Here is a 21361-nt window from a genome sequence, read left to right as displayed (position 1 = left end):
CCTCATTGCGACGGCCGGGGACCGCGCGCCCGGCGCAACGGCCGCTCCTCGGTAAAGATGTTGCGCGAGGCGAACTCGGCGGGGCTGGCGAAGGTGAGATATTCCCGAAATCCCTTGTCGGCGATCGGCGAGGTGTGCCAGGCCCGATCGAGGTATCGGCCCGGCATGTAGGCCCAGGAGGGAACGCGCGGCAAACCGAACTCATGGGCAAGATATTCGGCGACCGCGCCGAACAGTCCGTCCAGCCGCGGGTCCCCCGTCGGCCGCGGCTCTTCCGCAAGCATCGCGCTTTGCTGCTCCGGACTTGTGGCGAGGTAGAACTCGTCGAGAAACTCCGGCAGCGCCTTGTCCGCCGATTGGCCGGACGCGACGCGTTCAGCGGTCTGAGCGAGGGTAATGGGGCGCATCGACGGTCGTGGCTCCGGAAAGCAGATGTCTTAGCACGAAGCGCTGCTTGTCGGCATCGGCGGCGCTAACGGGAAAGAATTCGGCGAAAATCGCGATTGCCGGCTCGACTTCCGTCAATTGGAGCGCCTTCAGGAGATGCGCGACATCAGTCATATCCTGCTGGCCTTTTTCGAAACTGGAGATCCGCAGTGCCTTGAGCTTCAAGGCAAGCATGTATCGGGCTGTCGGCACGAAGACGCAAAGCCCCACCTTCTCCTGCCGCCGCGGAAAGGTGCCGAACGCCGTGAGATCGCGGTCCGCGCGCGCCAGATGGCTGAGATGAAACGTCACCGCGTCGTTGAGCCAGGCGTCCGACCAGTTATTTTCCTCGGCGATCTGCCGGACAGCCGTTGAAAGCCAGGCCGGCCACTGCTGCCCGATTTCAGCGATATCGACATCTTCCGTGGCAAAGCGGAAATTGCTCGCCAGCATCAGCGCCGATCCGCCATAGACCGCGATTTGCAGCTTCGTTCCCGCCTCGACTGCCGCGCGCCCGATCCTGTCGAACGCATCGAGCAGCGCATCGCGGTCGAAGGCTGCGCTCATCCCGGCCGCCTCATGAAAACTCCGCTCCCAGCGCGCGCATCATCGGGATGAAGTCCGGGAAGCTGGTGGCGATGAAGGCGGTGTCGTCGACTTTCACCGGCTTGTCGGCGGCGCAGCCCATCACCAGCGCGGACATGGCAATACGATGGTCCATGTGGGTGGCGACAAGGCCGCCGCCCGGGACGTGACCGCGGCCCTCGACGATCAGATCGTCGCCCGATATCTCGACCTTGACGCCGTTGACGCGCAGCATGTCGGCGGTGGCGGCCAGCCGGTCGGATTCCTTGACGCGCAATTCCTGTAGGCCGCGCATCACCGTCGTGCCCTCGGCAAAGGAGGCCGCAACCGCCAGCACCAGATATTCGTCGATCATCGAAGGCGCGCGCTCCGGCGGCACCTCGACGCCGCGCAGTTTTGAGCCGCGCACGCGCAGCTGCGCCATCGGCTCGCCGGCGTCGCCCCGCACCTCGCTCTCCTCGATCGAGCCGCCCATTTCGCGCAGCGTCGTGAACAGCCCGGTGCGCAGCGGATTGGTCATGACGTCGGACAGCACGATGTCGGAGCCCTCGACGATCAGCGCCGCCACGATCGGGAACGCCGAGGAAGACGGATCGGCGGGCACCACCACCTCGGCGCCGTGCAGCTCGCTTTGGCCGGCGAGCGAAATCTTTCGGCCGTGGCTGCCTTCTCGCTCGGAAGTGATGTCGGCGCCGAAATGTTTCATCATCAGCTCGGTGTGATCGCGGCTTGCTTCCGTCTCGATCACGGTGGTGATTCCGGGCGCGGCCAGCCCCGCCAGCAGCACCGCGGACTTGATCTGCGCCGAGGCGACCGGCGTCCGGTAGACGATCGGCACGGGATCGCGCGCGCCATGCAGCGTCAGCGGCAGGCGGCCGCCCTCCTTGATGTCGCCGGTCCTGGCGCCCATCAGCTCCAGCGGATCGAGGATCCGCCGCATCGGCCGCGAGCGCAGCGAAGCATCGCCGTCGAACACGGCGGTGACCGGGCAGCCCGCGACCGCCCCCATCACCAGCCGGCAGCCGGTGCCGGAATTGCCGAAATCGAGCGCCGCGGCCGGTTCCGCAAAGCCGCCGACACCCACCCCGCGCACCGTCCAGGCAAACGGGCCGGTCCGCTCCACGCTCGCGCCGAGCGCCCGCATCGATTTTGCGGTGTTGATCACGTCCTCGCCCTCGAGCAGGCCGGAAATCCGGGTCTCGCCGACCGCCAGCGCCCCCAGGATCAGCGAGCGGTGCGAGATCGACTTGTCCCCGGGGACGCGGACTTTTCCGCTCAGGGGGCCCGAGGAGCGGGCTTCGAGGGGGGTTGCCGGGCCTGAATGGGTCAAGATTGTGTCCTTTCGCGCGGCCGCAGTATCACATGCGGCAGAAGGCGTCACGGGCTCGAAATTTGCCCGCAAACCGCTATTGACAGCAGCCCCTCAACTAGCCAAGTGAAGCACCGTTTTTCGAAAAATTCCCAGGACCTTGACGTGGCCAAATCCGACCTCGGAACCAAACGCATTTGCCCGACGACGGGTAAGAAGTTCTACGACCTGAACAAGAATCCGGTGATCTCTCCCTATACCGGCGAGGTCGTGCCGATCGCGCCCGTCGCCCCGCCGCGCGGCCGCGGCGCTGCGGCCGCTGCGCCCGCCACTGCCGCCGACATGCCGGAGCCCGCGGAAGCCGAAGAATTGGTGTCGCTCGAGGAAGCCGACGCCGAGGAGAACACCGGCAAGGTGAAGGCCGTCGTTCCCGAATCGGAGGACGATATCGAGGTCGACGAGACCATCGATGACGATGAGGACGATGATTCGACCTTCATCGCCGACGAGGAGGAAGGCGATGAGGACGTCACCGACATCATCGGCGATGTCGGCAACGACGAAGAGAGCTGAGAGAAGATACTTGAGATAAAACCAGAACTGTGTTCTGGGAGTACCCCGCGCGTCGCCCAGGCGCGCCGATCAGGTCAAGGGGCCATAGCTCAGCTGGGAGAGCGCTTGCATGGCATGCAAGAGGTCGGCGGTTCGATCCCGCCTGGCTCCACCACGCTTCACCCTTCGGGCTACGCGTGGCGCAGCCACGAGTTGCCTGAAGGGTGAAGCGTGGTGCCCGGCGAAGCCCTCTTGGGCGAAGACGGGCTGGTAGTGGGATCAATCCTCGCCGCGGACATCAATCTCGATGTGGTACGTCTACATCATCCGCAGCATCGAATTCCCCGACCAAGAATACATTGGCGCTACCGAGGACCTGAAGCGCCGTATCCCCGAACACAACGCCGGCCGATCCGCCCACACATCCAAATTCAAGCCATGGAAGCTGGTCTGGTACTGCGCCTTCCCTGACAAATACAAAGCGCTGGCCTTCGAAAAATATCTCAAGTCCCACTCTGGCCGCGCCTTTGCCAAGAAGCGCTTCTAGCCCTCCCCCAACGCCGCATTCAACCGGTCGCGCAGCGCCACGATCTCACTCTTCAGCGCGACGAGCTCCCCGACCGAACAATCCGACGCCTCCAGGATCGACTGCGGCACCGAACGCGCTTTCTCCTTTAGCGCCTGACCCTGCGCCGTCAGTGCGATCAGCACCTGACGTTCATCCTCGGTCGAGCGCGTACGCTTGACGAGCCCGGCCGCCTCCAGCCGCTTGAGCAGCGGCGTCAGGGTTCCCGAATCCAGGAACAGGCGTTCGCCGATATCCTTGAGCGGCACGCCGTCGTGTTCCCACAGCGCCAGCATCACCAGATATTGCGGATAAGTCAGGTCGAGCCGGTCCAATAGCGGTTTGTAGACCCTGTTAAAGGCATGCGCGGCCGAATAGACCGCGAAGCAGATTTGATTATCGAGCCGCAGCCATTGGTCCGCCGCCACTTTCCTTGCCATGATACCCTCGTAAGGCGCTTTCGGCCCTCATGATGGGCCGGACCGGGCCTGCATTCAATTGCGAACAATTAAATGTGAGGCCGCATATTTTATATTGTGCACAATCTAACTGTGTGCAATACAAAACCCCGTCCAACAAGCTCAGCCCCAACCCCAAGGGAGACCACCATGTCGGTAAAAGTGCTTTACAAGACCACCGCAACAGCCACCGGCGGCCGCGACGGTACCGCTTCCACCGCGGACGGCGCGTTCAACGTCAAGCTCTCGACCCCGAAGGAACTCGGTGGCGGCGGCGGGACCGGCAACAACCCCGAGCAGCTGTTTGCGGCCGGCTATGCCGCCTGCTTCATCGGCGCGATGAAGGCGGTGGCGGCCCAGGGCGGCGGCGTGAAGGTGCCTGCGGACGCTTCCGTCACCTCCACGGTCGGCATCGGCCCGCGCTCGGAGGGCGGCTTTGGCCTCGACATCGACCTTGCGGTCTCGCTGCCGGGCCTCGCCAAGGCTGACGCCGAGGCGCTGGTGGCAAAAGCCCACCAGGTTTGCCCCTACTCGAACGCGACCCGCGGCAATGTCGACGTCCGCCTGACCGTCGTCTGACCAATACGCCACTTCACCGAAACGGCCCGTTGCTTCCGCAGCGGGCCGTTTTCGCGCGCAGCATATGCCTGTGCACCCGAAGGCATTGCTGCCTCAGCCGAAGCCCGCTAGCTCTGGACCGATCCCATTCCTGAGTGAAGGTTGCTTTTCATGACTTCCCAACCCGCCCCGGGCGCGATGGCAGGCCTGCGCGTGATCGATCTCACGCGCGTGCTCGGCGGCCCCTATTGCACGCAGATCCTCGCCGACCATGGCGCCGACGTCATCAAGGTCGAGCCGCCCGCCGGCGACGAGGTGCGCGACTGGGGCCCGCCCTTCCATGAAGAGGACGCCGCGTACTTCGTCGGCATCAACCGCAACAAGCGCTCGATCGGTCTCGACCTCGCCTCGGAAAGCGGGCGCGCCGTGCTGATGAAGATGCTGGAGACCGCCGACGTCCTGATCGAGAATTTCAAGCCCGGCACGCTCGACAAATGGGGCATCGGCAACGAGGTGCTGCGCCAGAAATTTCCGCGCCTCGTGCATTGCCGCATCTCCGGCTTCGGCGCCGACGGCCCGCGCGGCGGCAACCCCGGCTATGACGCCATCATCCAGGCCATGACCGGCATGATCGCGGCGACCGGCTCGCCCGAGAGCGGCCCGATGCGGATCGGCGTGCCCGTGGTGGACATCACCACCGGCCTTTACGCCTGCATCGGCATCCTGATGGCGCTGTCGGAGCGGCAGCGTTCCGGCCGCGGCCAATTCCTGGAGACCACGCTGTACGAAACCGGGCTCGCCGTGATGCATCCGCACACCGCGAATTATTTCATGCACGGCAAGCCGCCCTCGCTCACCGGCAATGAGCATCCGAACCTCGTGCCCTACGCGATCTTCCCGACGAAGACCGACGACATCTTCATCGGCGTCGGCAATGACGGCACCTTCCGGAAATTGGCCAGGGAAATCGGCAAGCCTGAACTGGGCACCGATCCGCGCTTTGCCCGCAACAAGGACCGCATCGCCAACCGCGAGGCGCTGCGCGCAGAACTCGCCGCGGTGTTCAGCCAGCATGAGGCCGAACCCTTGTGCAACCGCCTGCTCGCGGCGGGCCTGCCCGCCGGCCCCGTGCAAAAGATCGACCAGGCGCTGACCAATCCGCACACCATCCATCGCGGCGATATCGTTGCCAAGGACTGGTACAAGGGCGTCGCCTCCCCGATCCGGCTGGAACGGACCAAGCCGAGCCTGCGCCGCACGCCACCGAAATTTTCGCAGCATTCGGCCGAAGTGCTCGGCGAGTTCGGCTACTCGAAGGGCGAGATCGAATCGCTGGTTGCCAAAGGCGTCGTCTGCGGCTCGGAGCGGAAGCGGTAAGGTAGCCTCAAATGTTGCGGCATTGACGGTCCACGTCTCCCGTTCGGGAGAGGCATAGGCCGCTTGCAGCGGCCGTCACCCAGGAACGCCGAAGCAAGCTTCGGCTATGGCGCATCGCCAGATGCGATCCGGGTGAGGGATTACGGTCTCCCGTGGGACCGAAAAGCCCCTCGCCCGGATTGCTTCGCAATCCGACCTCTCCCACAGGATAGGTGAAGAGACGGGCCCGGCGCGCCGCATCGCACCAATCTTTCCCGCTTCCCCTAAGGTTCACTTCCCCCCTAGGATTGGCTCGCTTATACGGTCATTTGCACGTCATCCGCGGCTGCTAGCGCAACAAATCGATGACGGTTCCAACCGGGAGGAATTTGATGGCTCTTCGACAATTCGGCACGGCTGCGGCCGTCGCGGTCACGCTGGCTTTCGCCGCCTCGCCCGCGCATGCGGCGATCGAGATCCAGTGGTGGCACGCCATGACCGGTGCCAACAATGACGTCGTCAACAGGCTTGCCGAAGAATTCAACGCCAGCCAGTCCGACTACAAGGTCGTGCCGTCCTACAAGGGCAACTATCCTGATACGATGAACGCCGGCATCGCGGCGTTCCGGGCGGGCAACGCGCCGCATATCATGCAGGTGTTCGAGGTCGGCACCGCGACCATGATGGGCGCGACCGGCGCCATCAAGCCGGTCTACCAGTTGATGAAGGATGCCGGCGAGCCGTTCGATCCGAAGGCCTATTTGCCGACCATCACCGGTTACTACTCCACCGCCAAGGGCGACATGCTGTCGTTCCCGTTCAACTCGTCATCGATGGTGATGTGGATCAACAAGGATGAATTGAAGAAGGCCGGCGTCACCGAAATCCCGAAGACCTGGCCTGAAGTGTTCGAGGCGGCCAAGAAGCTGAAGGCGGCCGGCCACAGCACCTGCGGCTTCTCCAACGCCTGGGTCACCTGGGCGCATATCGAGCAGTTTTCCGCCTGGCACAACGTGCCGATCGGCACCAAGGCCAATGGCCTCGACGGCTTCGACACCGTGCTGAAGTTCAACTCGCCCCTGCATGTGAAGCATCTTCAGAACCTCGTCGACCTGCAAAAGGACAAGACCTACGACTATGGCGGGCGCACCAGCGCCAACGAAGCCCGCTTCGGCTCCGGCGAATGCGCGATCTTCCTGACCTCGTCGGGCTATTACGGCACCGCGAAGGCCACCGCGAAGTTCGACTTCACCTCGGCTCCGATGCCCTATTATCCTGATGTCGCGGGCGCCCCACAGAACTCGATCATCGGCGGTGCCTCGCTGTGGGTGATGGGCGGAAAGAAACCGGAAGAGTACAAGGGCGTCGCCAAGTTCTTCACCTTCCTGTCGGACACCAACCGCCAGGCGAGGCTGCACCAGGAATCCGGCTACCTGCCGATCACCAAGGCGGCTTATGAGAAGTCGATCAAGGACGGTTTCTACGAGAAGAACCCGGTCCTACAGACGCCGCTGAAGGAACTCACCAACAAGGAGCCGACCGAGAATTCGCGCGGCCTGCGCTTCGGCAACATGGTGCAGATGCGCGATATCTGGGCCGAGGAGATCGAGGCCGCGCTGGCCGGCAAGAAGACCGCCCAGCAGGCACTCGATGAGGCCGTCGCCAAGGGCAACGCCATGTTGCGGACGTTCGAGAAGACTGCAAAATAGAGCGACAACTCGGGGGAAGTCATTGTGAGCCATCCGGTCGGCGCGAAAGCGCCGCCGGATGACAAGCTCCGCAAAGCAATCCATAGCGCCGCACAGCGGACCGATGGATTGCCTCGCCGCTTCGCTCCTCGCAATGACGATGGGTCTGCATGGAAAAGTCCACCGTCTTCAACAACAAGCTGCTGCCCTATTGCCTGCTGTTCCCGCAGCTCGTCATCACCATTGTCTTCTTCTATTGGCCTGCGAGCCAGGCGGTCTGGCAATCCTTCCTGCGCGAGGATGCGTTCGGCCTCGTCTCCGAATTCGTCGGCCTGGAAAATTATCAAACGCTGTTTCTGTCGCCCGCATACTACGCGGCCATGCTGACGACCGTGGTCTTCTCCATATCGGTCGGGGCGCTTTCGCTCTCCATCGCATTGTTGTTTGCGACGCAGGCCGACAAGAACCTGAAAGCAGCCGGCCCCTACAAGACATTCCTGATCTGGCCCTATGCCGTGGCGCCCGCCGTCGCCGGCGTTCTCTGGTTCTTCATGTTCCAGCCGTCACTCGGCATGCTGTCGCGTCCGCTGCGCGGTATGGGCATCGACTGGAATCCCCTGCTCAACGGCACCCACGCCATGATCCTGGTGGTGATGGCCTCGGTGTGGAAGCAGATCTCCTATAATTTCCTGTTCTTCCTCGCCGGCCTGCAAGCAATCCCGAAAAGCGTGATCGAGGCCGGCGCGATCGACGGCGCGGGTCCGATGCGGCGGTTCTGGACCATCGTCTTCCCGCTGCTGTCGCCGACCACCTTCTTCCTGCTGGTGGTCAACATCGTCTACGTGTTCTTCGACACGTTTGGCATCATCGATGCCGTCACCGGCGGCGGCCCCGCCGGCGCCACCACCACCATGGTCTACAAGGTCTTCGCCGACGGCCGGCTCGGCGGCGATCTCGGCGGCTCGGCGGCGCAGTCGGTGATTCTGATGGTGATCGTGATCGCGCTCACCGCGATCCAGTTCCGCTACGTCGAACGCAAGGTGCAGTACTGATGGTCGAGCACCGTCCCTTAAGTGATTTCATCGCCTACGCCATCCTCACGCTCGGTGTACTGATCGTTGCTTTTCCGGTTTACCTAGCGCTGATCGCCTCGACCCATGACGCGGCGACCGTGGTCGGCGGCCACATGCCCGCGACGCCCGGCAGCCAGACGCTGGAAAACTATTACCGCGCCATCTTCGTCGGCGGATCGCGCACCAGCCGCGAGCCGGTGGCCAATATGCTGATCAATTCGTTCATCTCGGCGATCGGCATTGCGGTCGGAAAAATCTTCATCTCGATCCTCTCGGCCTATGCGGTGGTCTATTTCCGCTTTCCGTTCCGCAAGACCGCCTTCTGGATCATCTTCATCACCCTGATGCTGCCGGTCGAGGTGCGCATCTATCCGACCTACAAGGTGGTCGCCGACCTGAAGATGCTCGACACCTATGCCGGGCTGATCCTGCCGCTGATTGCGTCGGCCACCGGCACGCTGCTGTTCCGCCAGTTCTTCATGACCGTTCCGGATGAACTATTGGAGGCCTCGCGCATCGACGGCGCCGGACCCTTCCGCTTCTTCTGGGATACGCTGCTGCCGTTGTCGGTCACGACCATGGCGGCGCTGTTCGTGATCCAGTTCATCTATGGCTGGAATCAATATCTCTGGCCGCTGCTGATCACCACACAGGATTCGATGCAGACCATCGTCATCGGCATCAAGAAGATGCTGGTGGCGACCGACGAGCTTGCCGAATGGCAGCTCGCGATGGCGACCGCGGTGCTCGCCATGGTGCCGCCGGTCGCGGTCGTGATCTTCATGCAGCGGCTGTTCGTGCGCGGACTGGTCCAGACGGAAAAGTGAAATGGCCAACGTAACCCTACGCAACGTCCGCAAGACCTATGTCGGCGGCTTCGAAGCCATCAAGGGCGTCGATTTCGAGGTCGGCGACGGTCAGTTCTGCGTGCTGGTCGGCCCGTCCGGCTGCGGCAAGTCCACGCTGCTGCGCATGGTCGCGGGCCTCGAGACCATCACCGGCGGCGAGATCGACATCGGCGGTCGCGTCGTCAACGAGATCGAGCCGGCCGACCGCGACATCGCGATGGTGTTCCAGAATTACGCGCTCTATCCGCATATGAGCGTGTTCAACAACATGGCCTATGGCCTGCGCAACCGCGGCATGCCCGAGCCCGAGATCAAGACCCGCGTCACCGAAGCCGCGCGCATCCTCGAGCTGTCGGCCATGCTGGAGCGCAAGCCGCGGCAGCTCTCCGGCGGCCAGCGCCAGCGCGTCGCGATGGGTCGTGCCATCGTGCGTCAGCCAGAAGTGTTTCTGTTCGACGAGCCGCTGTCGAACCTCGATGCCAAGCTGCGCATCGCCATGCGGGTCGAGATCCGAAAACTCCAGCGACGACTGAGCACGACCTCGATCTACGTCACCCACGACCAGCTCGAGGCAATGACGCTCGCCGATATTCTGGTGGTGATGAACGCCGGCCTGGTCGAGCAGATCGGCAATCCGCTCGATATCTACCAGAGGCCGAACACCACCTTCGTCGCCTCCTTCATCGGCGCGCCGCCGATGAACCTGATGCCGCTACAGCAGGACAACGAGCTCAAGTCGCAACTGGCCGGCACCGAAGCCGGCATCCTCGGCGTCCGTCCTGAGGATTTTGAGATCACCAAGGAGACGGTGGCCGGCGGTGTCGCTTTCGGCCTGACCGTGGAAGCCATCGAAAAAGTCGGCGCCGAAACCTTTGTCTACGGCACCCGCGAGCGCGAGGCCCAGGGCGTCGCCTCCAACCCCGGCGAACTGCCGCCGGGCGAGGTGATCGTCCGCATCCCCGGCGCGGTCGGCCCCGCGATCGGGGAGCGGATCAGGGTGGCAGCCGCCCGCGAAAAGCTGCACTTGTTCTCGGCCGACGGCCGCAAGCGCGTCGAGGCTTGACGCTTTCGGGCCGATTCAGGCAGGTTTTTGAGGTGCTTGAACGCATCCCCAAGCACCCCCATATTGTTCCTTGACCGGAGGGCAGTCCGCCAGACGGTCACATGGGGCGCCGCAAGGGCCCCTCAAAGTCGCTTCGAGAGGACTTTGTATGTCTCGTGTTCCATCGTTATCGAGCCCTTTTCTGCTGGGATTCGACGAAATCGAGCGTGCGCTCGATCGCGTCGTCAAAGGCGCTGACGGCTATCCTCCCTACAACATCGAGCGCTGCGACCGGTCCAACGGCCAGCCCGAACGCCTGCGCATCACGCTGGCGGTGGCGGGTTTTACCCGCGACCAACTCGATGTGACCATTGAGGAAAACCAGCTCGTCATCCGCGGACGCCAGCAGGACGACAAGGCCCGGCAATACATCCATCGCGGCATCGCCGCGCGCCACTTCCAGCGCACCTTCGTGCTGGCAGAGGGGATGCTGGTGCTGGGCGCGGACTTGAAGAACGGGCTGTTGTCGATCGACCTCGCCAGGCCGGAACCTGAACGGGTCGTTAAGACAATAGCTATCAATGAACACGAATAATGGAACGAGGAGCGGACTCGACCGCTTGTCTGACTGAGGAGTCGAGACCATGAGTGATGTAACTGTGACGTTCGAACCCGAAAGGGTCTCTGAAGAGGCGCTGGCCCATCTTGGTGAAGGCCATATCGCCTATGTGAAGCAGGTCCGTTCCGAGGATGTGCCGGGGCTCTTCCCGCAGGCGCCAAAGATCGCACCGGGCTTGAAGTTGTTCGCGCTGCATGCCGCCGACGGCACGCCGATCATGCTGACCGATAGCCGGGAAGCAGCGATTGCGAATGCGTGGAGCAACGAGCTTCAGGCCGTCAGCGTCCACTGAGGCGGGCGTCTGACGCTTTAGCCAAGCAGGTTTCTCGCGGCCGAAATTCGCCGCCGGACTGATTCAACCATACGCGGGTGGTTTCTTGATCCGGAGACCGCCCGCGTATTTTTGACGGCTGCACAGGACTCTCGTCATGCCCGGGGTTTGCCTTTGCTCGCCACCGGGTGTTTGCTCTGCCGCGGCGGGAGGACGGGGCGATGCGGGGATCGCTGGGGGAGAAGATCGGCGAAGGCGTCTTCGCTGATGTCCACGCCTGGGCGCCCGGTCAGGTCGTAAAGCTGTTCAAGGCCGGCGTCTCGCGGCGGCTCAGCGGGCACGAGGCGCGAATGACCCGCGCCGTCTTCGCCGCCGGCGGCCCGGCGCCGGAGGTGCTCGACAAGGTGACCCTTGACGGGCGCTTCGGCATCGTGCTGCCGCGCTTCGACGGGCCGACCCTGCTGCAGCTCTCGCGGAGCGGCGGCGTGACGCGCGAGCAGGCGGGCGCGATCCTCGCGACCCTTTACATGGCCGTTCATAAGACACCGCCGCCGCCGGACGTACTCCCCCTGCGCGACTGGATGGATGGCGCGTTGCGGAGCAACGCTGACAGGATTCCGAAGCACATCGCCACCGGCATCCTCGCCCTGATCGATCACCTCGCGCCGGGGGACGGGCTGTGCCATGTCGACCTTCACCCCGGCAACGTGATCATGACGGCGGAGGGTCCAAGACTGATCGATTGGCCCTTTGTGGTTCGCGCGCCGGCCGCCCTTGACCTTGCGCAAGCCCACGTCGCCCTTTCCGAGATTGCTCCGGATGTCGTCGACGATCCGGAGCGGCCGCGCGCGCTCAATGCAGCCGTGCAGTCCGAGTACGCGCGGCTGGCCGGCATGTCCCCGGCGTCGCTGACGGCGGCGACACAGCTCTACTTGCCGATCGCGCGCACCTGGTTCCTCACAGGCCCGGTGCCCAGCCCTGCCCAGCGGGAACGGCTGATCGAGCGCATCGAAGCGGCCCTGCGCTCGGAAGACTGAACGCAGCGCGCTCGATGCGGCGTACGATCGAAAGGGCTGATCGTGATGCTGCGCAAGCCGGCTGCGGCCGCCGGAGCGAGATGACTTTTCTTCGAACCCTCATCCAGCCCTAACTCTTTGTTTGAGCATGATCTCCGCGTAAACGCTTCGCGTTTGTCGCAGGGAAATCCGCTGCACACTTTTCCGGATCATGCTCCAGGATCGCACCATCTGCCACAGCGCACGTGCCATGATGAGTGCATCGACGCCGCAAAACCTTACCGTTGCTGACGTCGCGCCTGGCACGTCGCTTGGCGCTACCATCCTCGCGCTCAACAATGCGCACGCCGAAGAGTTGTCATGGCTCGCGCCGGAGCGGCTGCAACATCTTGCGGCAAACGCTTTTCTCGTGCGGCGAACCGGCGAGGTCGATGCGTTCCTGCTGGCGTTCGACCAGGATGCCCCCTACGACAGCCCGAATTTTCTCTGGTTTCGCGCGCGCTTTCCGCGCTTCGTCTATGTCGACAGGATCGTAGTCGCCGCGGCCGCGCGGGGCCGTGGGCTGGCGCGAGCGCTCTACCGCGACCTGTTCGAGCAGGCGGTAACAGCAGGGCACGCGCGCGTGGTTTGCGAAGTCAACAGCCGTCCGCCCAATCCGGAATCGGACGCCTTTCATGCCGCGCTTGGATTTGTCGAAACAGGCCGCGCCAGCATCCACGACGACAGCAAGGAGGTCCGCTATCTCGCGCACATGCTGTAGGCAGAAAATGCGCGCTTGGCGGCCGCCCGTTGCCAGCGGCCTTAAGCCGCACTCGCCGGCGGCAGCGCCAGCACGGAATAGATCGCCTGCGCATCGCGCGAGGCGCGCAGCTTCTTGGCGATGTCCTGGTCGCGGAGGAGGCGCGCGATCCGCGCCAGCGCCTTGAGGTGATCGGCGCCGGCGCCTTCAGGTGCGAGCAGCAGAAACACAAGGTCGACGGGCTGGCCGTCCATGGCCTCGAAATCGATCGGACGCTCGAGGCGCGCGAACAGCCCGAACAGCTTTTCCAGTTTCGGCAGCTTGCCGTGCGGGATGGCGACGCCGTAGCCCACTGCCGTCGTGCCGAGCTTCTCGCGCTGCAACAGAACCTCGAACACCGAGCGTTCGTTCTGGCCGGTGAGCGCGGACGCGCGCGCCGCCAGCTCCTGCAACGCCTGCTTCTTGCTGTTGACCTTCAACGCCGGGAGAATCGCCTCTGGTGCGACCAGATCCGTAATCGTCATGGGGCGTTCCGAGGTGAACCGTCAGGTTGCGAAATAGTCTTGAAGGCGCGAGCGTCAAGAAGATGAGACGGGAGGCGGGGTTGGACCCGGGTCCCGATTTTGGAGGGGCTTCTACCCCAACGACTGCCCGGTGCCAACACCCGCGGGGCTGTTCCTGCACCTATCTTTTGGCGGCCAATCATGCGGTCGGGGCTTGCCGAATCAGGGGGAAACGGCAGGGGGATCGACCCAGCCGACATTGCCGTCGGCCCGCCGGTAGATGATGTTCACTCGGCCGCTGGAGCCATGCTGGAATACCAGGCAGGCCGCCCCGGTAAGGTCCAGCTCCATCACGGCCTCGCTCACCGACAGCCGCTTCAGCGAGGTGGTGGCCTCCGCAATGATCACGGGGCTATAGCCGTCGACTTCCTCGTCGCTCTCCGATGGAGCCTCGATCACGTAGCTCGGCGCATCGAGCGTCGGCGCGCTCAGCTCGGCGATCGCGGCGGCCTCGGCGTAGGCCTTGCGCGCGGAGCGGTCCTTCAGCCGGCTCTTGTAGCGCCGCAGGCGCTTTTCGATCATCAGCAGCGCCTGGTCCGCGCTGGCATAGGCATCGGTGGCGTTGGATTCGGCCTCCAGCGTAATCCCGGAATCCAGATGCAGCGCGCAATCCGTGCGGAAACCGAAACCGTCCTTGGACAGCGTGATGTGGCCGGAATAATTGCCGTCGAAATATTTGCGCAACACCTCGTCCGTGCGCTCGCTGACGCGGCCGCGCAGCGCTTCGCCGACGCTGATGCTTTTTCCCGAGATCCGAAGAGTCATGTGGATGCCTCGATAAGGTTCTGCTCTCTGTTTGAGCATGATCTCCGCGCAAACGCTTCGCGTTTGTCGCGAGGGAAAACCGGTCCCCACTTTTCCGGATCATGCTCGCGGGGGAATTGAGCGTATCCCTATTTCCCGCCGATGCAATCAGGCGGTTGCGGTATCGCGGGACCGGTCCGAAGATGTCGCAGGCGCCGAAAGGGCATTACCGAGCATGCTCTGCTTGTCGCGGCGGCGTTGCACCGAGGAAGGGATACGCATGGCTTCGCGATATTTCGCAACCGTGCGGCGGGCAATATCAATGCCCGAAGCGCGCAATCGTTCCACGATGGTGTCATCCGAAAGGATCGCGGACGGGCTTTCGGCGTCGATCAACTGCTTGATGTGATGCCGCACCGCCTCCGCCGAATGCGCCTCGCCGCCGTCGGCGGAGGCAATCGACGCCGTGAAGAAATACTTCAATTCAAAACTGCCACGATTGGTCGCCATGTATTTGTTGGCGGTGACGCGCGACACCGTCGATTCGTGCATCTGGATCGCATCCGCCACGGCCTTCAGATTCAGCGGCCGCAAATGCGCGACGCCGTGGGTGAAGAAACCGTCCTGCTGGCGTACGATCTCGGTCGCCACTTTCAGAATCGTCCGGGCGCGCTGGTCGAGGGCGCGCACCAGCCAGGTCGCATTCTGCAGGCAGTCGGTGAAGTACGATTTGTCGCCATCCTTGCGGATCGTTTTCGACAATTCGCTGTAATAGGTCTGGTTGACCAGCACTTTCGGCAGCGTGTCGCTGTTGAGCTCGACATGCCAGCCGCCGTCGGGGCCCGGCCGCACATACACATCCGGCACCATTGTTTGCGCGCGTGAGGCGCCAAACTTCAATCCCGGTTTTGGATCGAGCCGTCGGATCTCGCCGATCATGTCGGTGATGTCTTCGTCGTCGACGCCGCACAGCTTGCGCAAAGCGGCGATATCGCGCTTCGCCAGCAAATCGAGATTCTCGACGAGCGCCTGCATTGCCGGGTCGTAGCGGTTGAGCTCGCGCAGCTGAATCGCGAGACACTCGCTCAAATTACGCGCGCAGATACCGGGGGGATCGAACGTCTGTAGCGTCGCCAGCACGACATCGACATCGGCCTGCAATGCCCCGAGCCGCTCGGCGGCCTGGCCGAGATCGGCGGGCAGATAGCCGGCCTCATCGACTAGGTCGATCAGATACTGCCCGATCATGCGCTGCGCCGGCGCGGTGAAGGCGACCGCGAGCTGCTCGGCGAGATGATCGCCAAGCGTCACTTCGGCGGCGACGAAAGCTTCGAGATTATAGTCCTCATCACTGGAGGCGCCGCCGCCCCATTCGGTATAGGCGGTGGGCGCCGCGTCCTGCGCCGCGCGCGCGGCGGCCTCCGCCGGCTCTTCGGAGAAGACATTGTCGAGCCCGGTGTCGAGCGTTTGCTCGATCTCGGCGCGGGTGCCGAGGTCGCGGTTCAGCCACTCCTCCTGCCCCGGCTCGAACTGGCTGGGCTCGAAGCTTTCGGCCGAACCGGCCGTATCGCCGCCGCCATCTTCGCCGTAGCCGCTCTCGGCCGATGCTGAAAACTCGGCGCCTTCAGGGGACCCCTCGCCTCGTACCGGGGCCTCGGGCTCGTCACTGGCGCGCTCCAGCAGCGGGTTCCGCTCCAGCTCTTCCTCGACAAAGGTAGTCAGATCGAGGTTGGACAGTTGCAGCAGCTTGATGGCCTGCATCAGCTGCGGCGTCATCACCAGCGACTGCGACTGGCGGAACTCTAATCTCTGCGTCAGTGCCATTTGGGCAAGAAACCGTCCAAAACTTGGTCCGATTCTTGCTTAGACGAAACCAAAGCCGATGTACACGGCTTGACGGATGCAATTTTTGGGCTAGAGCGCGCGACCCCAAAAGGTGGTTACCGCAGCGCAGCAGATTAAAGCCGGAATTCCTCCCCCAGGTAAAGCCTCCGCACATCGGGGTTAGCAACGATCTCGTCCGGGCTGCCTTCGGTCAAAATCTCACCGGCATAGACGATGTAGGCGCGGTCGGTCAGGCCCAGCGTCTCGCGGACATTGTGGTCGGTGATGAGCACGCCGATGCCGCGGTTGGTGAGGTGGCGGACGAGATCCTGAATGTCGCCGACCGCGATCGGATCGATGCCGGCAAAGGGCTCGTCGAGCAGCATGTAGTTCGGACGCGTCGCGAGCGCGCGCGCGATTTCGACGCGGCGGCGCTCGCCGCCGGACAGTGCAATCGAAGGCGATTTACGCAGCCGCGTGATGTTGAATTCGTCGAGCAGCGAATCCAGTTCACGCTCGCGCTTCCTGCGGCTCGGCTCGACCACTTCGAGCACCGCGCGGATGTTCTGCTCCACGGTGAGGCCGCGGAAGATCGAGGCTTCCTGCGGCAGATAGCCGATGCCGAGCCGCGCGCGCTGATACATCGGCAGCTTTGTGACGTCGTGGCCGTCGAGCTCGATCGCGCCGCGGTCGGCCTTGATCAGCCCGGTGATCATGTAGAACACGGTGGTCTTGCCGGCGCCGTTCGGGCCGAGCAGGCCGACAGCCTCGCCGCGGCGGACATAGATGGAAACGCCGCGCACGACCTGGCGGCTGCCAAAACTCTTTTCCACGCTATGCACAGCCAGAAAGCCCGGCCGCTTCAGGAGCTGTGGCGCGGCGGCGCCATTGGCTTTTTTCGGCTTTGCCGGTTTCTTCGCCTTCGCCTTTTTGACGGGTGCGCGCGGCGGCTCGGCGCGCGGCGGCTCCACATCGGCTAGCGCGCGCGGCAGGTCCATGCCTGCCATCGCCGCATCGCGCGCGATCGGCGGCGCATCCCGCACCGGGTTTGTCAGCATGTCGCCCATGGTGTCGCCGAGCGCGGTGATGTCCTCGCGCGAGCGCGCAAAGCCGCCCGGGCTACGCTTGGCCGGACGCCGCCGGAACATGCCGAGAAGATCCACCATCCCCGCTTCGCTCAGCCCTTCAGGCCTCTATTGCTGGTTTGAGCATGATCTCATCGGAAAACCGGTACCCACTTTTCCGGATCATGCTCCGATTCCCGCGCAACAAACGCGGGCAGTTCGATTCGTCCCGCGCGAACATTGAATGAAGGGATGTCCCTTGCCCAGCGGAACACCTGGTTATCCCGCCGTCGGGTATAGTTCATTGTTTGAGCATGATCCTTTGGAAAACCGGTACCCACTTTTCCGGGATCATGCTGCAGCCTAGATACAGGCTCGCACCGCCGGCTTCAACCTCGGTCGCCCCGGCCAATACACAACCTGTTGATTTTACTTCTGTTTACCCGGGATCAGGGAAGGTATCGCCACCGGCGGCGAGCCCGACCCGGGCGCTGATCCGCCGCACCCTTGCCCCTGTCCCTGCCCCTGAATGAACAGGCCCTGCACCTTGCCGCTGTCGGACTCGACCCGCGAGACGCCGGTCGTCATGTCCACCTTCAGACGGTCGCCGCGCAACACGTTGCTGCACTGGGTAAGTACGATGCCGCCCTGCATCGTGATCAGATTGGCCTTGGTGTCGAAGATCGCAGTCTCCCCGGTCACGACCTGATCCTTTTGCGTGACCACCACATTGCCACGCGCCTCGAGCCGCTTGATCGACGAGCTGCCGCCCGGCCCCGGCTGAGCCGACTGCATCGGTGCGCCGGAAGCGCTCTTGGCCGCCGTCTTCTTGACCGGCGGTGACGATGATGGCTGCTGCGCCTTTTCCTCGTAGAACACGACCAGCGTCTTCGAGGTCATGGTGGTGTCGCCCTGCACGACCTTCACATTGCCGGAAAAGGTCGCCTCCTTGGACTTGTCGCGCACCTCCAGCGAGGCCGCCTCGATCTGAATCGGCTGGTCGCGGTTTTGCGTAAAGCCCTGCATGGCGTTGGGTACGCCCGACATCGAGCCCTGCGCATATGCGTATCCGGCCGCGAACAGTGCAAGCGTCAGCGCGACAGCGCAGGCGCTCAGGACGTTCCGCGAGGCAAGCGCGCTGCGGAGCGAATAATCTGTCATCGAGATCATCTCAAATTGGCCGGCTTGGGCGAGATCGACCGCGTCTTCGGCGGCGGCGGAGGCTCCGGCGTTTCCGGCTCTGCGGCTGCGGCCTCCGGCGGATCCATCACCAGGTTCATCACCACATTGCCCTCGAACCGCACGATCTCGCCGCTGTTGAGGATGCGAAGCTTGTCGGCCACCAGCGTGCCGTTCAAAAGCTTGACGTCGACGCGTTCTTCCGAGGTCACCGTCCCCTTGTTGATATCCATCAGCGCTTGCGAAAGCTTTGCCTCATAGCCGGTGGAGGATTGCAGGAAGATATCCTTGCGCAGGTCCAGCGTCTGCTGCTTGCTGTCGTAGTGGCCGGTGCGGGCATCCATCGTGACGGTCGAGCGGTCTTCCATCTGCACCTTGGCGCGGATGATGTTGAGCTCGACGTGATCCGGATTGGTCAGGTCCTGCACGGCGGTTTTCGCCGTCAGTTCATACGGCCGCCGGTCGGACGAGAAGCCGGCCATGTGCGGCGATTCCATCGTGATCTTGGTGCCGGATACGACGAGGTTGCCGATATCGACCGGCAGTTTCACGATCCCCAGCATCCGGAACGGATTGAAGACCGACACCGCCACCACCGCGGCCATCGCCAGCACCACCGCCGCCGGCACCGCGATCCGCAACACCCGGACCATCCGGCTGTGGCGAGCTGCGCTGGCGAAGCGCGCCTCCAGGCCGGAATCATAGACGGGGTTTTGCATATAGTTCACAGCGGCTCCGGGAGCTGGCGGCCAGCTATTCTACCCTGCGTCGGCCAATAATGCAGCCCGCCCCTTCCCCCGCCAGTGTGACCGAAACGGGGCGAAAACCAGCCTGCGGCATCCCGTCTTAAGAATGCGCAAAAATGTCCTCGGCCTCCCAGCCGCTGAGATCGAGCTTGGCGCGGGTGGGCAGGAATTCGAAACAGGCTTTTGCAAGCTCTGTGCGCCCCTCGCGCGCCATCATGGCGTCGAGGCGCTCACGCAACGCATGCAAATGCAGGACGTCGGAGGCGGCGTACGCGAGCTGCGCCTCGCTCAGGCTCTGCGCGCCCCAATCGCTCGACTGCTGCTGCTTTGAAAGCTCGATGTTCAGCACCTCGCGCACCAGATCCTTCAGGCCGTGCCGGTCGGTATAGGTGCGCGAAAGTCTTGATGCGATCTTGGTGCAATAGACCGGCTGCGGCATCACGCCGAACGTGTGATAGAGCACCGCCAGATCGAAGCGCGCGAAGTGAAAGATTTTCGTGATGTTCGGATTGGCCAGCAGCGCCTTCAGGTTCGGCGCCTCGCGCTGATCCTTGGCGATCTGGATCACGTCCGCCGTGCCGTCGCCATTCGACATCTGCACCACGCAAAGCCGGTCGCGATGCGGGTTGAGCCCCATGGTCTCGGTGTCGATCGCCACCGAAGTCGTGTAGCGCGAAAGATCGGGCAGGTCGCCGCGATGCAGGCGGATGGTCATGTTTTCAGGAACCTCGTCGAATCGCTCCCAGACCAAGCTAGCGCCCAATCCCGCCGCAAGCGAGCGTCCGCAGGCCTTCTCAATAGCATTGGAGGGCAAAGAGATGGTGCCCAGGAAAGGACTCGAACCTTCACGGCCGTGAAGCCACTGGCACCTGAAGCCAGCGCGTCTACCAATTCCGCCACCTGGGCATTGGGCCGGGTTAGTAAGGACCGGTTACGCGATTGTCAAATTGCCAGTTTGCGATCCAAACACGCTATACACGGCTGACATGATGGCGTATCGCGAAACGGCTAAATATCACGGCGAACGGCCGAATTTGGCCCGGCAGTAACTGACCCCAGGAAATACCCCATGGCATCGAATCTGGACACCCTGGTTACGGTTTTCGGCGGCTCGGGCTTTCTCGGGCGCAATGTGGTGCGGGCGCTGGCCAAGCGCGATTACCGCATCCGGGTCGCGGTGCGCCGGCCGGAGCTCGCCGGACATTTGCAGCCGCTCGGGCGGGTCGGCCAGATCCACGTCGTGCAGTCCAATCTGCGCTACCCCGCCTCGGTCGAGGCGGCGATGCGCGATTCAGCCGTGGCCGTTAACCTCGTCGCCATCCTGGCCGAAGGCGGCGCGCAGACCTTTGACGCCGTGCAGGTGAAAGGCGCCGACACCGTCGCCAAGGCAGCCGCCGCGGCGGGAGCCCGGATGGTGCATGTCTCGGCGATCGGCGCCGACGAGAAATCGCCCTCGCGCTATGCCCGGGCCAAGGCGGCCGGTGAGAAGGCCGTGCTGGCGGCCGTGCCCTCGGCCACGATCGTTCGCCCGTCGCTGATGTTCGGCCCCGAGGATCAGTTCACCAACCGCTTTGCCGCGCTGGCGCGGCTGTTGCCGGTGCTGCCGCTGGTCGGCGCCGAGACGAAGATGCAGCCCGCTTATGTCGGCGATGTCGCCACCGCCGTGGCCGAAGCCGTCGACGGCAAGACCAAGGCCGGCGCCACTTACGAACTCGGCGGCCCCGAGGTGCTGACCATGCGCGAGATCATTCAATGGATCTGCGCGACCACCGGCCGCGACCCCACGTTGCTGCCGCTGTCGGTCGGCCTCGCCAAATTCCAGGCATTCTTCCTGCAATTCGCGCCGGGCGCCTTCAAGCTGACACCCGACCAGGTCGAACTGTTGCAGACCGACAATGTGGTGTCAGAAGCCGCGAAGGCCGCCGGGCTGACGCTGGAGGGCCTCGGCATCGCCCCCGAGCCGATGGAAGCGATCGTCCCGCAATATCTCTGGCGCTTCCGCGCGACGGGGCAGTTTCAGAAGAAGAGCGCGTAGGGCGCGCGTCTCTATTCCCACGTCGTCCCTGCGAACGTGTTCGGTCCCGTGGGATTGGCAAGAGCCTGGATGGGAGCTTGGTAGCCGAGGCATTTGAGGCG

24 protein-coding genes and 2 tRNA genes are annotated in these 21361 nt (G+C 63.7%); 14 read left to right on the top strand and 12 right to left on the bottom strand.

From position 1 onward, the window contains the following. Positions 1-2 precede the first annotated feature (2 nt). The 3 genes from JQ628_RS32185 to aroA are packed head-to-tail and all read right to left on the bottom strand — an operon-like array spanning position 3 to position 2341. Positions 3-407 (bottom strand): hypothetical protein, encoded by a 405-nt coding sequence (locus JQ628_RS32185; RefSeq protein ID WP_212230020.1) that lies wholly within the window; start codon positions 405-407, stop codon positions 3-5. After that, positions 376-993 (bottom strand): hypothetical protein, encoded by a 618-nt coding sequence (locus JQ628_RS32180; protein ID WP_212230018.1) that lies wholly within the window; start codon positions 991-993, stop codon positions 376-378. The genes JQ628_RS32185 and JQ628_RS32180 overlap by 32 nt, the downstream gene beginning before the upstream one ends. 10 nt (positions 994-1003) lie before the next feature. After that, positions 1004-2341: a 3-phosphoshikimate 1-carboxyvinyltransferase gene (gene aroA / locus JQ628_RS32175; RefSeq protein ID WP_212230016.1), complete on the bottom strand. Its 1338-nt coding sequence runs from the start codon at positions 2339-2341 to the stop codon at positions 1004-1006. A gap of 144 nt (positions 2342-2485) precedes the next feature. Between aroA and JQ628_RS32170 the strand changes: the two genes are divergently transcribed. The 3 genes from JQ628_RS32170 (at position 2486) to JQ628_RS32160 (ending at position 3419) form a co-directional block, all read left to right on the top strand. Beyond that, on the top strand, positions 2486-2893 hold the full coding sequence (locus JQ628_RS32170; RefSeq protein WP_212230014.1) for a TIGR02300 family protein: 408 nt from the start codon (positions 2486-2488) through the stop codon (positions 2891-2893). A 78-nt stretch (positions 2894-2971) separates the two neighbouring features. Continuing rightward, positions 2972-3047, top strand: a tRNA-Ala gene (locus tag JQ628_RS32165). A gap of 132 nt (positions 3048-3179) precedes the next feature. Next, a complete protein-coding gene (locus JQ628_RS32160; protein ID WP_212230012.1) occupies positions 3180-3419 on the top strand; it encodes a GIY-YIG nuclease family protein in 240 nt (79 codons plus the stop codon). On the opposite strand, the gene JQ628_RS32155 is transcribed toward JQ628_RS32160, so the two are convergent. Continuing rightward, positions 3416-3877 carry a MarR family winged helix-turn-helix transcriptional regulator gene (locus tag JQ628_RS32155; protein ID WP_212230010.1) on the bottom strand — a complete coding sequence of 154 codons (462 nt, stop codon included), beginning with the start codon at positions 3875-3877 and terminating at the stop codon, positions 3416-3418. The genes JQ628_RS32160 and JQ628_RS32155 overlap by 4 nt on opposite strands. Before the next feature lie 168 nt (positions 3878-4045). Here JQ628_RS32155 and JQ628_RS32150 point away from each other — a divergent pair, with 168 nt between their 5' ends. From JQ628_RS32150 to JQ628_RS32105, 10 genes are all read left to right on the top strand, one after another. Further along, entirely contained in the window at positions 4046-4474 is a 429-nt protein-coding gene (locus tag JQ628_RS32150; protein WP_212230008.1) for an organic hydroperoxide resistance protein, read from the top strand. A gap of 150 nt (positions 4475-4624) precedes the next feature. Continuing rightward, complete coding sequence (locus JQ628_RS32145; RefSeq protein ID WP_212230006.1) at positions 4625-5830, top strand: CaiB/BaiF CoA transferase family protein; 1206 nt, start codon at positions 4625-4627, stop codon at positions 5828-5830. A 371-nt stretch (positions 5831-6201) separates the two neighbouring features. Next, positions 6202-7518 carry a sn-glycerol-3-phosphate ABC transporter substrate-binding protein UgpB gene (ugpB, locus tag JQ628_RS32140; RefSeq protein WP_212229997.1) on the top strand — a complete coding sequence of 439 codons (1317 nt, stop codon included), beginning with the start codon at positions 6202-6204 and terminating at the stop codon, positions 7516-7518. A gap of 149 nt (positions 7519-7667) precedes the next feature. Beyond that, positions 7668-8549 (top strand): sn-glycerol-3-phosphate ABC transporter permease UgpA, encoded by an 882-nt coding sequence (ugpA, locus tag JQ628_RS32135; RefSeq protein WP_212229995.1) that lies wholly within the window; start codon positions 7668-7670, stop codon positions 8547-8549. Then, on the top strand, positions 8549-9397 hold the full coding sequence (ugpE, locus tag JQ628_RS32130) for a sn-glycerol-3-phosphate ABC transporter permease UgpE (RefSeq protein WP_212229993.1): 849 nt from the start codon (positions 8549-8551) through the stop codon (positions 9395-9397). The genes ugpA and ugpE overlap by 1 nt, the downstream gene beginning before the upstream one ends. A gap of 1 nt (position 9398) precedes the next feature. Next, positions 9399-10481, top strand: a complete 1083-nt coding sequence (locus JQ628_RS32125) for a sn-glycerol-3-phosphate import ATP-binding protein UgpC (protein ID WP_212229991.1) — start codon at positions 9399-9401, stop codon at positions 10479-10481. Positions 10482-10629: 148 nt separating this feature from the next. Beyond that, complete coding sequence (locus tag JQ628_RS32120) at positions 10630-11055, top strand: Hsp20 family protein (protein ID WP_212229989.1); 426 nt, start codon at positions 10630-10632, stop codon at positions 11053-11055. 49 nt (positions 11056-11104) lie between these two features. Beyond that, positions 11105-11371: a DUF1150 family protein gene (locus JQ628_RS32115; RefSeq protein ID WP_212229987.1), complete on the top strand. Its 267-nt coding sequence runs from the start codon at positions 11105-11107 to the stop codon at positions 11369-11371. Positions 11372-11571: 200 nt separating this feature from the next. Beyond that, positions 11572-12387: a phosphotransferase gene (locus tag JQ628_RS32110; RefSeq protein ID WP_212229985.1), complete on the top strand. Its 816-nt coding sequence runs from the start codon at positions 11572-11574 to the stop codon at positions 12385-12387. Positions 12388-12619: 232 nt separating this feature from the next. Beyond that, positions 12620-13126, top strand: a complete 507-nt coding sequence (locus JQ628_RS32105) for a GNAT family N-acetyltransferase (RefSeq protein WP_212230116.1) — start codon at positions 12620-12622, stop codon at positions 13124-13126. A gap of 41 nt (positions 13127-13167) precedes the next feature. Here JQ628_RS32105 and ptsN read toward each other — a convergent pair whose 3' ends face one another. From ptsN to JQ628_RS32065, 8 genes are all read right to left on the bottom strand, one after another. After that, positions 13168-13629, bottom strand: coding sequence for a PTS IIA-like nitrogen regulatory protein PtsN (gene ptsN / locus JQ628_RS32100; protein ID WP_212229983.1), 462 nt, complete (start codon positions 13627-13629; stop codon positions 13168-13170). 201 nt (positions 13630-13830) lie between these two features. Then, positions 13831-14433, bottom strand: coding sequence for a ribosome hibernation-promoting factor, HPF/YfiA family (gene hpf / locus JQ628_RS32095; protein WP_212229981.1), 603 nt, complete (start codon positions 14431-14433; stop codon positions 13831-13833). A 147-nt stretch (positions 14434-14580) separates the two neighbouring features. Continuing rightward, positions 14581-16236 carry an RNA polymerase factor sigma-54 gene (rpoN, locus tag JQ628_RS32090; RefSeq protein WP_212229979.1) on the bottom strand — a complete coding sequence of 552 codons (1656 nt, stop codon included), beginning with the start codon at positions 16234-16236 and terminating at the stop codon, positions 14581-14583. 134 nt (positions 16237-16370) lie between these two features. Continuing rightward, positions 16371-17402, bottom strand: a complete 1032-nt coding sequence (gene lptB / locus JQ628_RS32085) for an LPS export ABC transporter ATP-binding protein (RefSeq protein ID WP_212229977.1) — start codon at positions 17400-17402, stop codon at positions 16371-16373. Between the two features lie 327 nt (positions 17403-17729). Next, positions 17730-18470 (bottom strand): LptA/OstA family protein, encoded by a 741-nt coding sequence (locus JQ628_RS32080; RefSeq protein WP_433996180.1) that lies wholly within the window; start codon positions 18468-18470, stop codon positions 17730-17732. Further along, positions 18467-19207 (bottom strand): LPS export ABC transporter periplasmic protein LptC, encoded by a 741-nt coding sequence (gene lptC, locus JQ628_RS32075; RefSeq protein ID WP_212229973.1) that lies wholly within the window; start codon positions 19205-19207, stop codon positions 18467-18469. Before lptC ends, JQ628_RS32080 begins: the two co-directional genes overlap by 4 nt. Before the next feature lie 118 nt (positions 19208-19325). Continuing rightward, on the bottom strand, positions 19326-19940 hold the full coding sequence (locus JQ628_RS32070; protein WP_212229971.1) for a ribonuclease D: 615 nt from the start codon (positions 19938-19940) through the stop codon (positions 19326-19328). 104 nt (positions 19941-20044) lie between these two features. Further along, a tRNA-Leu gene (locus JQ628_RS32065) sits at positions 20045-20131 on the bottom strand. A 163-nt stretch (positions 20132-20294) separates the two neighbouring features. Between JQ628_RS32065 and JQ628_RS32060 the strand changes: the two genes are divergently transcribed. Beyond that, entirely contained in the window at positions 20295-21260 is a 966-nt protein-coding gene (locus JQ628_RS32060) for a complex I NDUFA9 subunit family protein (protein ID WP_212229969.1), read from the top strand. The last annotated feature ends 101 nt before the right edge of the window (positions 21261-21361 follow it).

Source organism: Bradyrhizobium lablabi (assembly GCF_018129385.1).
GTDB classification, from domain to species: domain Bacteria; phylum Pseudomonadota; class Alphaproteobacteria; order Rhizobiales; family Xanthobacteraceae; genus Bradyrhizobium; species Bradyrhizobium lablabi_C.
Note: the sequence above shows the minus strand (reverse complement) of the source record. Positions and strands in the feature narration are given on the sequence as shown.